This window comes from Algoriphagus machipongonensis (assembly GCF_000166275.1).
GTDB lineage: Bacteria > Bacteroidota > Bacteroidia > Cytophagales > Cyclobacteriaceae > Algoriphagus > Algoriphagus machipongonensis.
The window spans coordinates 3,989,190-4,002,599 of the sequence record NZ_CM001023.1 but is presented as its reverse complement, the minus strand read 5'-3'; the positions used below and the strand labels follow the sequence as shown (position 1 = coordinate 4,002,599).

Annotated in this window: 14 protein-coding genes; 6 read left to right on the top strand and 8 right to left on the bottom strand. The window is 38.8% G+C overall.

Annotated elements, in window-relative coordinates:
* Positions 1-16 precede the first annotated feature (16 nt).
* From ALPR1_RS16835 to ALPR1_RS16820, 4 genes are all read left to right on the top strand, one after another.
* A complete protein-coding gene (locus ALPR1_RS16835) occupies positions 17-2,299 on the top strand; it encodes a xanthine dehydrogenase family protein molybdopterin-binding subunit (protein WP_008202494.1) in 2,283 nt (760 codons plus the stop codon).
* Between the two features lie 180 nt (positions 2,300-2,479).
* The gene (locus ALPR1_RS16830; RefSeq protein ID WP_153231831.1) at positions 2,480-3,346 is read left to right on the top strand and encodes a hypothetical protein; all 867 of its coding nucleotides are present in this window, start codon (positions 2,480-2,482) and stop codon (positions 3,344-3,346) included.
* Between the two features lie 5 nt (positions 3,347-3,351).
* A complete protein-coding gene (ctlX, locus tag ALPR1_RS16825) occupies positions 3,352-4,281 on the top strand; it encodes a citrulline utilization hydrolase CtlX (RefSeq protein WP_316929453.1) in 930 nt (309 codons plus the stop codon).
* Positions 4,282-4,927: 646 nt separating this feature from the next.
* Positions 4,928-5,452: a transposase gene (locus tag ALPR1_RS16820; protein ID WP_008202491.1), complete on the top strand. Its 525-nt coding sequence runs from the start codon at positions 4,928-4,930 to the stop codon at positions 5,450-5,452.
* Positions 5,453-5,838: 386 nt separating this feature from the next.
* On the opposite strand, the gene ALPR1_RS16815 is transcribed toward ALPR1_RS16820, so the two are convergent.
* The 6 genes from ALPR1_RS16815 to purB form a co-directional block, all read right to left on the bottom strand.
* The gene (locus tag ALPR1_RS16815; protein WP_008202490.1) at positions 5,839-6,492 is read right to left on the bottom strand and encodes a carbonic anhydrase; all 654 of its coding nucleotides are present in this window, start codon (positions 6,490-6,492) and stop codon (positions 5,839-5,841) included.
* Between the two features lie 207 nt (positions 6,493-6,699).
* Positions 6,700-7,059 carry a DUF1801 domain-containing protein gene (locus ALPR1_RS16810; RefSeq protein WP_008202488.1) on the bottom strand — a complete coding sequence of 120 codons (360 nt, stop codon included), beginning with the start codon at positions 7,057-7,059 and terminating at the stop codon, positions 6,700-6,702.
* Between the two features lie 16 nt (positions 7,060-7,075).
* Positions 7,076-7,471 (bottom strand): hypothetical protein, encoded by a 396-nt coding sequence (locus ALPR1_RS16805; protein ID WP_008202487.1) that lies wholly within the window; start codon positions 7,469-7,471, stop codon positions 7,076-7,078.
* Between the two features lie 43 nt (positions 7,472-7,514).
* The gene (locus ALPR1_RS16800) at positions 7,515-7,838 is read right to left on the bottom strand and encodes an MmcQ/YjbR family DNA-binding protein (protein ID WP_008202486.1); all 324 of its coding nucleotides are present in this window, start codon (positions 7,836-7,838) and stop codon (positions 7,515-7,517) included.
* Between the two features lie 4 nt (positions 7,839-7,842).
* On the bottom strand, positions 7,843-8,292 hold the full coding sequence (locus ALPR1_RS16795; RefSeq protein ID WP_008202485.1) for a GNAT family N-acetyltransferase: 450 nt from the start codon (positions 8,290-8,292) through the stop codon (positions 7,843-7,845).
* A 170-nt stretch (positions 8,293-8,462) separates the two neighbouring features.
* Entirely contained in the window at positions 8,463-9,806 is a 1,344-nt protein-coding gene (purB, locus tag ALPR1_RS16790) for an adenylosuccinate lyase (protein ID WP_008202484.1), read from the bottom strand.
* A 215-nt stretch (positions 9,807-10,021) separates the two neighbouring features.
* Between purB and ALPR1_RS16785 the strand changes: the two genes are divergently transcribed.
* Positions 10,022-11,110 (top strand): ferredoxin--NADP reductase, encoded by a 1,089-nt coding sequence (locus ALPR1_RS16785; protein ID WP_008202483.1) that lies wholly within the window; start codon positions 10,022-10,024, stop codon positions 11,108-11,110.
* 2 nt (positions 11,111-11,112) lie between these two features.
* Positions 11,113-11,595 (top strand): hypothetical protein, encoded by a 483-nt coding sequence (locus ALPR1_RS16780; RefSeq protein WP_008202482.1) that lies wholly within the window; start codon positions 11,113-11,115, stop codon positions 11,593-11,595.
* Between the two features lie 52 nt (positions 11,596-11,647).
* Here ALPR1_RS16780 and ALPR1_RS16775 read toward each other — a convergent pair whose 3' ends face one another.
* A complete protein-coding gene (locus ALPR1_RS16775) occupies positions 11,648-12,580 on the bottom strand; it encodes a DUF4097 family beta strand repeat-containing protein (protein ID WP_008202480.1) in 933 nt (310 codons plus the stop codon).
* 18 nt (positions 12,581-12,598) lie between these two features.
* Positions 12,599-13,396, bottom strand: a complete 798-nt coding sequence (locus ALPR1_RS16770; protein WP_008202478.1) for a hypothetical protein — start codon at positions 13,394-13,396, stop codon at positions 12,599-12,601.
* Between the last annotated feature and the right edge of the window lie 14 nt (positions 13,397-13,410).

The following is a 13,410-nucleotide window of genomic DNA, read 5'->3' as shown; positions in this document are numbered from 1 at the left end:
ATTAAAACATAAACCCATGCTTCCAAATCTTCCATTCCTAAAAAAACTCAAGGGTAAGGATCAAAGTCAAGTCTTTGTTCCATCCAGAAGAGATTTTTTAAAATTGGGCTCTCTTGCTACAGGAGGGCTGATCCTTGGTGTGAATTTTCAATGTGCTGGACCGAAAGGAGAAACCATCACTTTTGCACCTAATGTTTACATAAGCATCAATTCTGACAATCAAGTGACCTTGGTTGCGCATAGATCTGAGATGGGGACAGGTATTCGTACCACTCTACCACAGATTTTAGCAGATGAATTAGGAGCTGATTGGTCAAAAATAAAAATTGTTCAGGCAGAAGGTGATGAAGAAAAATATGGGAATCAGAACACAGATGGTTCCTTCTCTGTCAGAATGTTTTATGAACCCATGAGGAAAGCTGGAGCTACCGCCAGACAAATGTTGATTGCAGCAGCAGCAGCGGACTGGGGAGTCGATGAAGGGGAATGTGATTCCAAAGACGGTATGGTTAAACATTCCGGAGGTAAAAGTGTCAGTTTCGGGGATTTGATTGGAAAGCTGAAAGACATGCCTGTTCCAGCAGCGGAAAGTGTGAAGTTGCGAGAATTTTCTGGCTACAATCTCATAGGAAAAGATGTTCCCATTTATGATTTAAAGAATATAACTATTGGAAAGGCTGTTTTTGGAGCGGATGTGGATCTCCCCAATATGAAAATTGCCGTTATTAAGAGATCACCTGTAATTGGGGCAAAAATTATTTCTTATAATGATGAGAAAGCATTGGCTGTTCCAGGAGTTGTTCAAGTCGTGAAGATTGAAGGTTCTGGTAACCCTCCAGGGTTGGATAAGGCATTGGAAGGGGTTGCTGTAGTGGCTGAAAATACTTGGTCAGCCATGAAGGGACGAGAAGTATTGGAAATAGAATGGGATCTCGGAGAGAATCAAAATTATAACTCTGCTGAGCAACTTGCGGACATGCTTCAAAGCACCCGAAGCAATGGAAAACCAAGAAGAGTAAGAGGGGACTTTGATGCAGTTAACCGTACAGCAGCAAGGAAAATTGAAAGGACCTTTGAAGCTCCATTTTACGCTCATGCCACCATCGAACCCCCAGCAGCTATAGCTCATGTAAAAGCAGATGGATCATGTGAGGTGTGGGCACCTAGCCAGCACCCACAATGGGCCAGAGGGGCTGTTGCCGCAGCAATAGGTTCGGATGTGGCAAATGTAAAAGTAAATGTGACCTTATTGGGAGGAGGATTTGGAAGAAAATCCAAGCCTGATTTTGTGGTGGAAGCCGCCTTGATTTCCAAAGCTGTAAATGCCCCGGTACGGGTACAGTGGACAAGAGAGGATGATCTTCATTTTGACTTTTTTCATTCTCATAGTGCTCAAAGAATTATTGCGACTCTGGATTCCAATGGGGGGTTGACCGGTTGGAATCACCATACTGTATTTCCTGCAATCGGTTCTACCAGTAGCAAAGAAGAATTGCACCCTTCGGGTGGTGAAATGGGCCTAGGTTGTGTTGACTTTCCATTTGATGTGCCAAATATCCGAATTGAATCGCATGAATCTACCGGAAATACCCGTGTGGGGTGGTTAAGGTCTGTAAGTAATATTCACCATGCTTTTGCTATTCATACTATGATGGATGAAATAGCGGAAGCAAGAGGTAAAGACCCTTTCGATAATGCAATAGAACTTTTGGGGGCAGACAGAGACATCACTTTTCAATCAGAAATGGTGGAAGGTCAATATGAGAATTATGGAGAAAACATAGCCGACTTTCCTTGGAATACAGGGAGGATGAAAAATGTCATCCAGACCTTAAAAGAAAAATCCAATTGGTCAGCCAACAAAGCAGCAGGTAAAATCATGGGTTTTGCTGCCCATAAAAGCTTTCTGACCTATGTTGGATGTGTGGTAGTCTTAGAAAAAGGAGATGATGGTAAAATCAGTATTCCTGAGGTGCACTATGTAGTGGATTGTGGGGTAGCAGTAAATACAGACCGGATTCGCTCACAATTTGAAGGAGGTTCCCAATTTGCCACGAGTTTGGCCACTACTTCGGAGATCACCTTTGAAAACGGTCAGGTTCAGCAAAATAATTTTGATACCTATCAGATTATTAGAATGCCTGCTTCTCCGAAAAAAATCAATGTTCATATCATAGAAAGTCAAATCAAACCGACAGGTGTGGGAGAACCGCCTGTGCCGCCATTTATCCCTGCATTGGCGAATGCCATGTACCAAATGAATGGACAAAGAATCTATAAATTGCCGTTCAAGGTGTGAGAAGATAGGTTTTGAGGCTCAGTAGTTTTTCTGTTTGTGGAGAGAACGTAAATTTTTCACATTCGAAATAGATTTCTGAACGTTATCTATTTTTGATGTTATCCCTATTTAATTTACCAAATGATGAAGCCTGTAATAGGCTGAATGATTTTGTCTATTTTAGGGCTCTTTAATTCAAATATGAAAAAATTAGGGCTATTACTATTCGGTGTTTTTTGTTTAAGGGCAGCTACTGCTCAGGATTTTCCTGTTGTTTCCATTTATGGAGAGGGCATATCCATTAATACCGTGGAGTCAAAAACACTCAATGAAATTAGTGGTTTGGCCTTTGGTCAGATCCACCCAGAATTCATCTACGTTCACAATGATAGTGGAGGAAAATCGATAGTTTATGTTTTAGATTCATTAGGCAATGAAATAGGGGAGGTTAAATTGAAGGGGGCCAATAATCAAGATTGGGAAGATATCGCTGTAGGCCCCGGGAAAGATGGTCAAGCCACTATTTATGTAGGGGATATTGGAGACAATTCGGCGAAGCGAGATGAGATAATTCTTTACAGATTTCCAGAGCCTGAACAGATAAAAAAAGAGGTGGAAGTTTCGGTAGAAAAAATTAAGCTAACCTATCCCGATGGGCCAATGGATGCAGAAACACTGATGATTGATCCATTGACTGGTGATATTTTAATTCTTTCTAAGAGAGATAAAATGAATACCCTTTTTCGGCTGCCGGCCTCCAAATTTGAGGAGAAGGAAGCAGAGTTAGAAGAAGTAATGAAACTGCCTATTACAAGTGCTGTGGCTGGGGATATCTCAAAAGATGGGAAGCAAATAGTCATTAAAAATTACCTTGAAATCTATTATTGGCAGGTAAAAGAAGGAGAGTCTGTGATTCAAACTCTTTCCCGAAAACCTGTTCGGTTGCCTTATGTTCCTGAACCACAAGGCGAGGCTATTGGTTTTACTATGAAAGGGGACGCTTTTTACACGGTCAGTGAGGTGCGGTTTGAGGTGGAGCCTATTCTTTATCGTTTTACAAAAGACTAATGCCTATGCAAACTTCCCCAAACATTCTGATGGTAAGACCTGCCAATTTTGGCTTCAATACGGAGACTGCTGCAAATAACTTTTATCAGCAGATGGACGATAGAAGCGGAAAAGAGATTCAAGAGTTGGCGAGAAAAGAGTTTGATGGTTTTGTGGCGCTTTTAAGGGACCAGAGAGTGAATGTGGAAGTGGTAGAAGATACTGAGAACCCAGTGAAAACAGATGCTGTTTTTCCTAATAACTGGTTCAGTACTCATTCAGATGGAAAGTTGATTATGTACCCCATGTTTTCTCCTAACCGAAGGTTGGAGCGACGTAAGGATCTGATAGAGATGTTGATGCATAAAGGATATCAGGTTTCTGATATTTTAGATTTAAGCTTTTTTGAAAATGACGGTCAATATCTAGAGGGAACGGGAAGCATGGTTATGGATCATGAAAGCAAAACGATATTTGCCTGTTACTCCGAGAGAACACATCCTTTTCCTCTGCAATATGTGGCTGAGTTACTCGATTACAAGGTGGTTGGATTTCATTCAGTGCAGGAAATAGAAGGTGTTCAAAGTCCTATTTATCATACGAATGTGATGATGCATATTGGGCGTGATCTGGCTGTGGTTTGTTTGGATAGTATTCCCAAAGCCTCAGAAAAGCAATTGGTTCAAAGGACTTTGACTAATAATGGTAAAAAAGTGATCCCAATTACCCCGAAGCAAAAGTTTAATTTTGCAGGAAACATGCTGGAATTAAGTAATGATGGGGGAGAAAAATTCACCATTATGTCTCAAACGGCCTATGATTCCCTCAATCCAGGACAAATTCAATTAATTGAAAAATATACTACTATCATCAGTCCACAAATCCCAACCATAGAAAAACTAGGAGGTGGAAGTGCTCGATGTATGATTGCAGAAATCTTTTTACCAAAAAAATAAAACCCATTCGCCGTAAGACGAATGGGAATTAATTATAATTCTGCTCCTTTGACCATTCGCTGGAAATAAGACTTTGAGGGGAAGGTTGAAAAATCCTTCGTGGAGATACGAATATGATCAATTTTAGGATAAACAAGTTTTCTCTATCGTTTAAGCGAGTGTCTTCACTCGTTGGTAAAGAAACTTTAAGGGGAAGGTTGAAGAATCATTCGTAGAGACACAAATGAGAGCAATTTTAGAATAAAAAGTTTTCTCTATCGCCTAAGCGAGTTTCTCCACTCGCTGGTAAAGAAACTTTAAGAGGAAGGTTGAAAAATCATTCGTGGAGACAAGAATGAGATCAATTTTAGGATAAACAAGTTTTCTCTATCGCCGAAGCGAGTGTCTCTACTTGCTGGTAATGAAACTTTAAGGGAAAGGTTGAAGAATCATTCGTAGAGACACAAATGAGAGCAATTTTAGAATAAAAAGTTTTCTCTATCGCCGAAGCGAGTGTCTCCACTCGTGTGTAATGATACTTTGAGAGGGATCATTCGTGAAGACACTTGGAGGCGAAACTATTCTCGCTTAACCCATTTGAATGTACCCATTCTCTATTATTGAATACTAATCTTTTATTTGATTTAATTATTACTGAAATTGTCAAATGGAACTTAATAAAGTATATTTTTTTACTTCCACTATTAGAAATTGGATTCCATTTTTAAAAAGTGATTTTAGGAAAGACATAATCATTTCAAGCTTAAAACACCTTTCTGATAAGAACTGTATTAAAGTATACGGATTTGTGGTGATGCCAAACCATATTCATCTAATAATAGAGTGCTTAAAACTTAATGGCAAGGAAATGCCACATGCAAGCTTTTTGAAGTTTACCGGGCATGAATGTTTGAAATTAATTCGTGCTAATTCATATACTATTTTGGAAAAATTTAGGGTAAAGAGCACAAAGAAAAATTATGAATTCTGGAAAGAAGATTCCATGAAAATAGAGCTTTATTCTCCTGAAATTGCAATTCAAAAATTAGACTATATTCATAATAATCCATGTCAGAAAAAGTGGATGCTTTCTGAAGATCCTATATCGTATGATTACTCATCTTTTCAGTTTTATGAGACAGGTAAAGATAGATTTGGGTTTCTAAATAATATCTCTGAAAGGATTTTTTAAAGAGTGATTTATTGTCCAAATACCAGTTTATTTTGATTTAGAATCTTAAAGTCATTCGTGGAGACACGAATGAGGACGATTTTAGGGTAAAAAGTTTTCTCTATTCCCTGAGCGAGTGTCTTCACTCGCTGGTAAAGAAACTTTAAGGGGAAGGTTGAAGAATCATTCGTAGAGACACAAATGAGAACAATTTTAGAATAAAAAGTTTTCTCTATCGCCTAAGCGAGTGTCTTCACTCGCCGATATTGAAATTTTGAGAGAATTGTTGAAGAATCATTCGTGGAGACACGAATGCGGGCCATTTTAGAATAAAAAAGCTCGTTAAAAAAGAAATCTTTTTACCAAAAAAAATAAAACCCATTCGCCGTAAGACGAATGGGAATGAATTATAATTCTGCTCCTTTGACCATTCCTAGATCGTAAATTTCTTGAATGCCTTTTAAGATCTTGGGAACATCTATATTTAGGTCAATAATCTTTCCACTTTCGATATCAAACACCCATCCGTGGATCGTTGGGCCTTGGCGAGTCAAGTGGTTTTTTTGCCATACAGCCATTTTGATCACATTGGTGCATTGTTCCTGTACATTGAGTTCGACGAGCCTCTTGTATCTACTTTCTTCATCTTGAATCTTGTTTAGCTCCTGACTGTGGGTACGATAAACATCTCTGATATTTCTTAGCCAAGGGTTTAAGATTCCTAAATCCTGGGCTTGCATAGCAGCTTTGACACCTCCACAAAAATAATGTCCACAAACTACAATATGTCCAACTTTTAAGTGGTCTACTGCATACTCAATGACAGCCGCAGAGTTTCCATCATTATTGGGGACTAGGTTGGCTACATTTCGGTGAACAAACATTTCTCCGGGAGCAATACCAGTCATTTCTTCTGCCGAAACCCTACTGTCACTACATCCTATGTACAGGATTTCTGGGCTTTGTCCTTTGGAGAGATTGCTAAAATAATCCTTGTCTAAAGCAAGTTTAGAGGATACCCACTCTTCGTTGTTTTCAAAAACTTTTTGATAAAGGTTCATATGGTTTTATTCTAGGGTCAAATTGACTTGATAAATACATTGTTAATTCTTCAAGATCACAAAATATGCTTACCTATGCAAAAGGAGAAATTTTAACCTGAAAATTTGATGCTTTAAATATGGATTAATCAAAAAAAATGAGGCTCTTCTCTATTGCAAAATTTCAGGTCTTTTTATTCCGCTCCTTGAGAAGCGCGGTGCCATAATTCACTTAGCTATTTGACGGACGCTTATTGCTTCTAATAGGATTTCCGATATTAATTCCTTTGGGAGGTCCTTTTCAGGGTCGATTCTAAGTATCTTCATTTTAGCCCGATCTCCGGACTCTAACATAGGGTGCTGAAGCGCTTTTCCATCTACAAAAAGGATGTATGGCTCTTGTGATTTCTTATCCAGCCAGAGGTAGCATAAAGCCTTTTTTAAATAGCAAAAGCAAGGCATGCTGTATTTGACGGTTTCAGTGATCGCGGGATCATGAGCTAATATCAAATTTCTCAAAGCCAAAAAGCAACTTTGATTCGGCTCAGGTTGCCTAAAAAAGAATTGCTCAATGTCTTTTAGTACCATTTTTTTATTGGGAGCTCTATTTCTTAGAAATTTTCGATTCTATGAATTTAGCTTTAATTTCTTCTGAAAGATTCAAATAAAATTCGGATTTAATTTGAATCTCAATCACCCCATTACTACCATTTAATCCATATTTGTCAGTTGCTTTTTTCCCTTTCAAGACCTCCATGGATTCAATTGATTCTGGAATAATCCAGTCTATTTGCCTATCACCATTTTCAAACTCATGAGATTTATAAACATATTCTGATTCGCCCTCAATGGATGAGATAACAAAATAAGGGGAATACATCAGACTGTAATGTTTGGTTGTTTCTCTTTCATCTTTATTATTACCGATCTCAGATTGAGCGAAAGAGAAAAGGGGCAAAAACATTAAAAATAGGAAGTTGTAAAAAAGATGCTTTTTCATATCGGAGTGTTTACTTGAAAAGAATTAAATGTTTGTTAAGATGCTAACCTTGTTCGGAAGTTATAACTGTCTGATATGCTGTGGATAATAGTTCTTTCAATAAGTCAATATTTACTTTTTTTAGCTCCACAGTTGTCCAGCCCTCCTTTCCCCATTTATTAGGGACTGGGTAAATCATGGATTTATCGATAAGCCCAAATGTTGTCTGATCTTCTAAACTAAATTTTAATGAAGCTTTGTCCTGTTTAGGGTCAATGGTAGCAAAAACTCTTTTTTTTACCCGAAAAGAAATTATCTCAAAGTGTTTAACCTCTTCCACTCGAGGTAAAATCATGCAAATGGATCTAAAAAGTTCTAATGTGGCCATTCATTCAGATTTTTTTCTCGAAACAAAGACTATTTTCAACTCCCTTGTATTGTCCATAATTAGGGATGACTTGGTAGCCGCATTTATGGTAAAGAGCAACAGCATCTGGCTGTCTCTTGCCGGTTTCCAATACGCAGGATTCAAAGCCAACTTCTTTGGCCCAAACTTCAAGCTCCGATAAAACCTTTCTTGCAAATCCCTTTCCTCGGGCCGATTTTTCGGTGTACATTCTTTTTATTTCCACCGAGTTTTCATTCAGTTTCTTAAATGCCCCGCAGGCAACAGCTTTTTCATTTTCAAAAATGACTACGGCACTCTTTAAGCTGTCAATTTTATTATACTGGGAATAAAAAGCGGTTTCTTCTCCGTCAATCTCTGCCAGATAGGCATCTAGTTTTTCGACTAGTTTTTGAAAGTCTGAATTCGTGGAATCTGTACGGAGCGTTTTGATCATATATTTATAGTGAAAGATGAATTTAGTCAGCATCTAGAAAACCTCAAAGTCTCTTAAGATTAAAATAGTCTTAATAAGTCTTAAAATTCGTATAGAACTCCTTGCCTAAAAAAAGGAAAACCAAGACATCTTGCCTTGGTTTTCCTTTGTTAATTGCTGTAAGAAGTCGATTAAATCCCTGTGTAATTAAAGGGGGTGATTTGGTTTAATTCAGCTTTCAGCTCATCCGAAATGGGTAAGTTGGAAATAAATTCTCGGATGGAAGTCTCTGTGATTTTTGTATTGGTCCTTGTCAGGTCTTTTAAAGCTTCGTAGGGTTTTGGGAAAGCTTCCCTTCTCAAAACTGTTTGAATAGCTTCTGCGACCACAGCCCAGTTGTCATCTAGGTCGGCGTGGATTGCCGCTTCATTAAGTTCTAATTTGTCAAGTCCTTTGGCCAGCGATTCCAATGCAATCACCATATGACCAAGAGGTACACCTATCACTCTTAAAACAGTACTATCGGTCAAGTCACGCTGAAGTCTACTGATAGGTAATTTGGCTGATAAGTGCTCTAAAAGTGCATTGGCAATACCTAGATTCCCTTCAGCATTTTCAAAATCAATTGGGTTGACCTTATGAGGCATTGCAGAAGAACCAATTTCTCCAGCTTTGATCTTTTGTTTGAAATAATTCATGGCGACGTACTGCCATACATCTTTTGCAAGATCGAGAAGAATGGTGTTGATGCGCTTAAGGCCGTCAAAAAGAGCAGCTAAATTATCGTAATGTTCGATTTGGGTAGTTGGAAAACTACGAACCAATCCTAAATAATCTTTGACAAACTTGACAGCAAATTCATTCCAGACAATTTCTGGATAGGCTACCTGGTGTGCATTCATATTTCCTGTGGCACCACCAAACTTTGCAGTGTAAGGAATTTGATTTAATAGTTCTAACTGCTTTTCAATTCTCACTACAAAAACATTGATTTCTTTACCTAAACGCGTGGGAGATGCCGGTTGCCCATGAGTTTTTGCAAGCATAGGCACGGCCTTCCAAGATTCAGCTTTTTGCTCTAGTTTTAACATAACTGCCTCCAGCTGTGGAAGAATTACCTCCTGCATTCCTGCTTTCATCATCAGAGGCGTGGAGGTGTTATTGATATCCTGAGAAGTCAGACCAAAATGAATAAACTCTTTGAATGGCTCTAATCCCAAAAGGTCAAATTTTTCCTTAAGGAAATATTCAACTGCTTTTACATCGTGATTGGTGATACGCTCAGTGGCTTTGATCTTTTCTGCATCTTCCAGTGAGAATTTATCCACAATTAATCTCAAGTCTGAAAATAGACTCTTATCAAAATCTTTTAATTGCGGTAAAGGCAATTCACATAGGGCGATAAAGTATTCGACTTCCACATGAACTCTATATTTTATCAGGGCGAATTCAGAAAAATAAGCTCTTAGAGGGGCAGTTTTGCCAGCATAGCGTCCATCCACAGAGGTGACCGCAGTCAGTGCATTTAATTCCATTAGAATTTCCGTTTGTTTTTGGAGCCTGCAATTTAGGCTTTTGCCTCTAAAATTCGGGCCTTCATCATTCGATTTCAAAACATTTATGGGCTTTTTCCGAACCCACTTCAGTTAATTGGGGTTAAGTCTTCGAAAATCTCGCCCTAGAAGACAATTATTTGGGCTGAGAGGTTAATTTTGCGCACAGAGTCAAGTACAAAACCAGATTATTTCGGATGTTCAATTTATTTAAGAAAAAGAAAGAGGCACCTAAGAAACCTTCTTACTTGCCACTTAAAGTGAGGGAGGTAGTAAAAGAAACAGCTGATACTGTCAGTATATATTTTGAACAGCCAGATCCATATCTGGACTATAAACCCGGTCAGTTTTTGACCTTGGTTATGGATTTTGAGGGTAAGGAGCAACGGAGATCTTATAGTCTGTGTACTTCTCCTTATGTAGACCCTTTTCCTGGGATTTCAGTAAAACGCGTTCCAGGAGGTTTATTTTCCAACTTTTTAAATGAAAAAATTCATCCTGGTAAAACATTGAATGTTTTAAAGCCACTGGGGAATTTCACGACAGATTTTCATTCAAAAAATCAAAAACACTTCTTCCTTATCGGCGGAGGTAGTGGTATCACTCCTTTGATGGGAATTCTTAAGTCAGTTATAGCGAATGAGCCTAAATCCAAGGTTACTTTGCTCTATTGTAGCCGACATGAGGAACATATCATTTTTAAGAAGGAATTGGATGCTTTGGAGGAAAAGTATGAACAACTGACAGTAATTCATAACCTGAGTCAGCCAACAGAGGCTTGGACCGGGTTGAAAGGCCGTCTTACTAGAGAAACCATTTCTGATTTTGTGAAAAAGGCTGAGGCAGAAGGAGAATTTCAGACTGAATATTTCATCTGTGGCCCTGAAGGGATTTTAGAAACATCCATAGAGGTTTTGGACTCTTTAACTATTGATTCTTCCAAGGTTCATAAAGAGAGCTTTTATTCAGCGGCAGCAGAGGCCGCTCAGCATGAAAGCCATGAAGGTGCCTTGACCAGAGATGTGACAATTTTATTGGAAGGGGAGGAGCATTTGGTGTCTGTAGCTCCTGACACGACAATTCTGGAAGCTGGCTTGGACAAGAACCTCAATATGCCATTTAGTTGCCAAAGTGGTCTATGCACTGCTTGTAGAGGTAAGCTGATAAGCGGGGAAGTGAAAATGGATGAGGATGCTGGCCTTAGCGAAAATGAAATTAAGGAAGGATATGTGCTTTGCTGTGTAGGGAGACCTCAAACCAGTGACGTGAAAATCAGCATCGAATAGGAGTGGAAGAAATCCGTAAAATTTATAAAAAACTGGAGCAACTAGTTTTGATCCTGTTGATGATTGCCTTGCCCTTATTTGGGATGGTCTATCTTTACTATAATTCGGGTAATCTGGATTGGGGATTACCTGTTCTCCCTGATTTTGTAGATGGATTATTGTCTGGAGCAGGAACGGCACTTCTTGTGATTCAGTATTTTCTCTTTCACAGGAAAATTAAGCTCTCTTTTGAGTATGAGGAGCTATTGAAGAAAGTGGAAGTCTATGCAAATGCGACGAGAGAGCGAGTGATACTACTTCTTGTCTGCTCTTTGATATCGACAGTGGGTTTGGTGTTTTTCGAAAACCCTTATTATGTCTTACTTTTTGCTGCAACTCTTGTGTTTTTCTCTTTGGCAAAGCCGACTCCAGATCGGATGGCAAGACTCCTAAAACTGAAAAAAGAAGAAAAAGAACTGATTCGGCAAGCTTCCAGACCGGAATAAAAAAAGCGCCAAAATTCAATATTTTGGCGCTTTACTTTTTTATAGAGTTGGTTTAGTTTTCTATAGTTATGTTTCCCGATGAAATAGAGCCTTTCACCCATTCGGAATTACCATTATCTATTTCAAGGTTTCTGCCTGTGTTTATTCCTCCCACTTTCAAGCGTCCGGAAGATGCTCTAAGAGAAAAATTCAAAGACTTTAGATCTGTTGGACTCTGAATCTTAAATGAACCAGAAGTACCGTTGAATCTTGTATTGCCAGATAGTCCGGAATTGGAAGCTCTAATGTTTCCAGAAGTGAATTTTAGAGAACCTAAAGAGCCAATGTTATTTAATTTGGCATTACCAGAAGTTAGTGAAGCACTCAACTCTCCATCTACATTTTCTGCTTCTAACGATCCACTAGTTGATTCATAATCTACGTTTCCAGATACATTTGAAATATCAGCATTTCCAGATGTTACGCCTGCTACTACATCACCATCAATTTCATCCAGAACCAAATTTCCAGAACTAGCTTTCACTCGAAGGTCACCTATGATGTTTGAAGCGGATATTTTTCCTGAGCTGACACGAAGGTTCGTTTCATCATTGGTTACCCCATCAACGCTGATGGTTCCTGAGCTGTTTCTGATATCCAATTCCATTGCCATTGGACCAGAGATTTTAATAAAGCCCTTGTTTCTGTTGTTTCCCCATGAGCTATTTCGGCTACTTTTTTCGTAAGAGATTTTCAATACATCGCCTACTGTCACAAAAATGATGTCTTGGTCGCTGTTATTGGACTCTAAATAAGCCTGAACATCCACATCAGTACCAGATCTTCCATCATAGCTTACATCAAGCCATCCCCCACTCACTTCTACCTTACTGATATTAGAATAAGTTTTATTGGTGTCGACGATCACCTCTTGGGCAAAGGCTGCAGATGCAAATAATAGCATGGCAACCATAAGAGGGCTAAATTTTAAATAAAGTGTTTTCATAGTTTGTTTGATTTTCTGTTATCGAAGGGTCACCCCAAAACTCATAGCATTTACTGTTGGACCTAAGTTTTCCTGAAACAGGTTGTTTAGATCATAGTTGAAGAATAGTGTCACATCACCGACTCCTATTTCCCCTCTGGCACCATACCGAAAGTTTTCGACGTACATATTGGATTTTTCAAATTGCTTCTGCTTGTTTCCATTTTCGTCATCGTAAACGAATTTCCCTCGGCCGCCGATTCTAACCCCCACATAGCCTCCAAGTCCTAATCTCAATTTTTGATTGTTAGTCAAGACCGTAGGGACTAAAGTGAAGTTTAGGTAAGAAGCCGAAATTTTGGACTTGGTTCCTGTTCCATCTTCAAATTCTTCCCAGGTAATTCCATCAGGGTTTTTAACAGCGATCAAGCTTCGATCCTCCAACTTGAAGTTGTACCAGCTGACCCCAATATTTGAGATCAGGTGGAAGTTTCTGGCTGGTTTGTAATTTCCCTCTAAGTTCATCGCATAGTACCAAGATCCCCAAGGTTTTACTTCAGGCATTTGATCGGTAGGAGTGACGAGGTTGATTCCCAGTTCCGTATTAAAGTCAACATCAAATTTTCTGTTTCTGTATCTAGTTTTAACTTCGACTTTATCGTCTTCTTCTATTTCAAGAGTCCATTTGTCATTGTCATTTTTGGTATATCTCCAAGTGTTTCCGAAGATTTTTATGACTTTATCTTTGGTGTAAATCACCGTGTCTGGTTCGTTTTGTGCGACTGCTGTAGAGATCGAAAAAACGAAGAGTAAAAGAAATAATAGTTGGTTTTTCATCGGTAAAAATTGCT

Coding starts and splice junctions, on each gene's coding strand:
- ALPR1_RS16775 (WP_008202480.1), bottom strand. CDS start 12,580: ATGAAAACACTTTATTTAAAATTTAGCCCTCTTATGGTTGCCATGCTA.
- ALPR1_RS16770 (WP_008202478.1), bottom strand. CDS start 13,396: ATGAAAAACCAACTATTATTTCTTTTACTCTTCGTTTTTTCGATCTCT.
- ALPR1_RS16820 (WP_008202491.1), top strand. CDS start 4,928: ATGGAACTTAATAAAGTATATTTTTTTACTTCCACTATTAGAAATTGG.
- ALPR1_RS16795 (WP_008202485.1), bottom strand. CDS start 8,292: ATGATCAAAACGCTCCGTACAGATTCCACGAATTCAGACTTTCAAAAA.
- purB (WP_008202484.1), bottom strand. CDS start 9,806: ATGGAATTAAATGCACTGACTGCGGTCACCTCTGTGGATGGACGCTAT.
- ALPR1_RS16830 (WP_153231831.1), top strand. CDS start 2,480: ATGAAAAAATTAGGGCTATTACTATTCGGTGTTTTTTGTTTAAGGGCA.
- ALPR1_RS16785 (WP_008202483.1), top strand. CDS start 10,022: ATGTTCAATTTATTTAAGAAAAAGAAAGAGGCACCTAAGAAACCTTCT.
- ALPR1_RS16805 (WP_008202487.1), bottom strand. CDS start 7,471: ATGAAAAAGCATCTTTTTTACAACTTCCTATTTTTAATGTTTTTGCCC.
- ALPR1_RS16835 (WP_008202494.1), top strand. CDS start 17: ATGCTTCCAAATCTTCCATTCCTAAAAAAACTCAAGGGTAAGGATCAA.
- ALPR1_RS16810 (WP_008202488.1), bottom strand. CDS start 7,059: ATGGTACTAAAAGACATTGAGCAATTCTTTTTTAGGCAACCTGAGCCG.
- ctlX (WP_316929453.1), top strand. CDS start 3,352: ATGCAAACTTCCCCAAACATTCTGATGGTAAGACCTGCCAATTTTGGC.
- ALPR1_RS16815 (WP_008202490.1), bottom strand. CDS start 6,492: ATGAACCTTTATCAAAAAGTTTTTGAAAACAACGAAGAGTGGGTATCC.
- ALPR1_RS16800 (WP_008202486.1), bottom strand. CDS start 7,838: ATGGCCACATTAGAACTTTTTAGATCCATTTGCATGATTTTACCTCGA.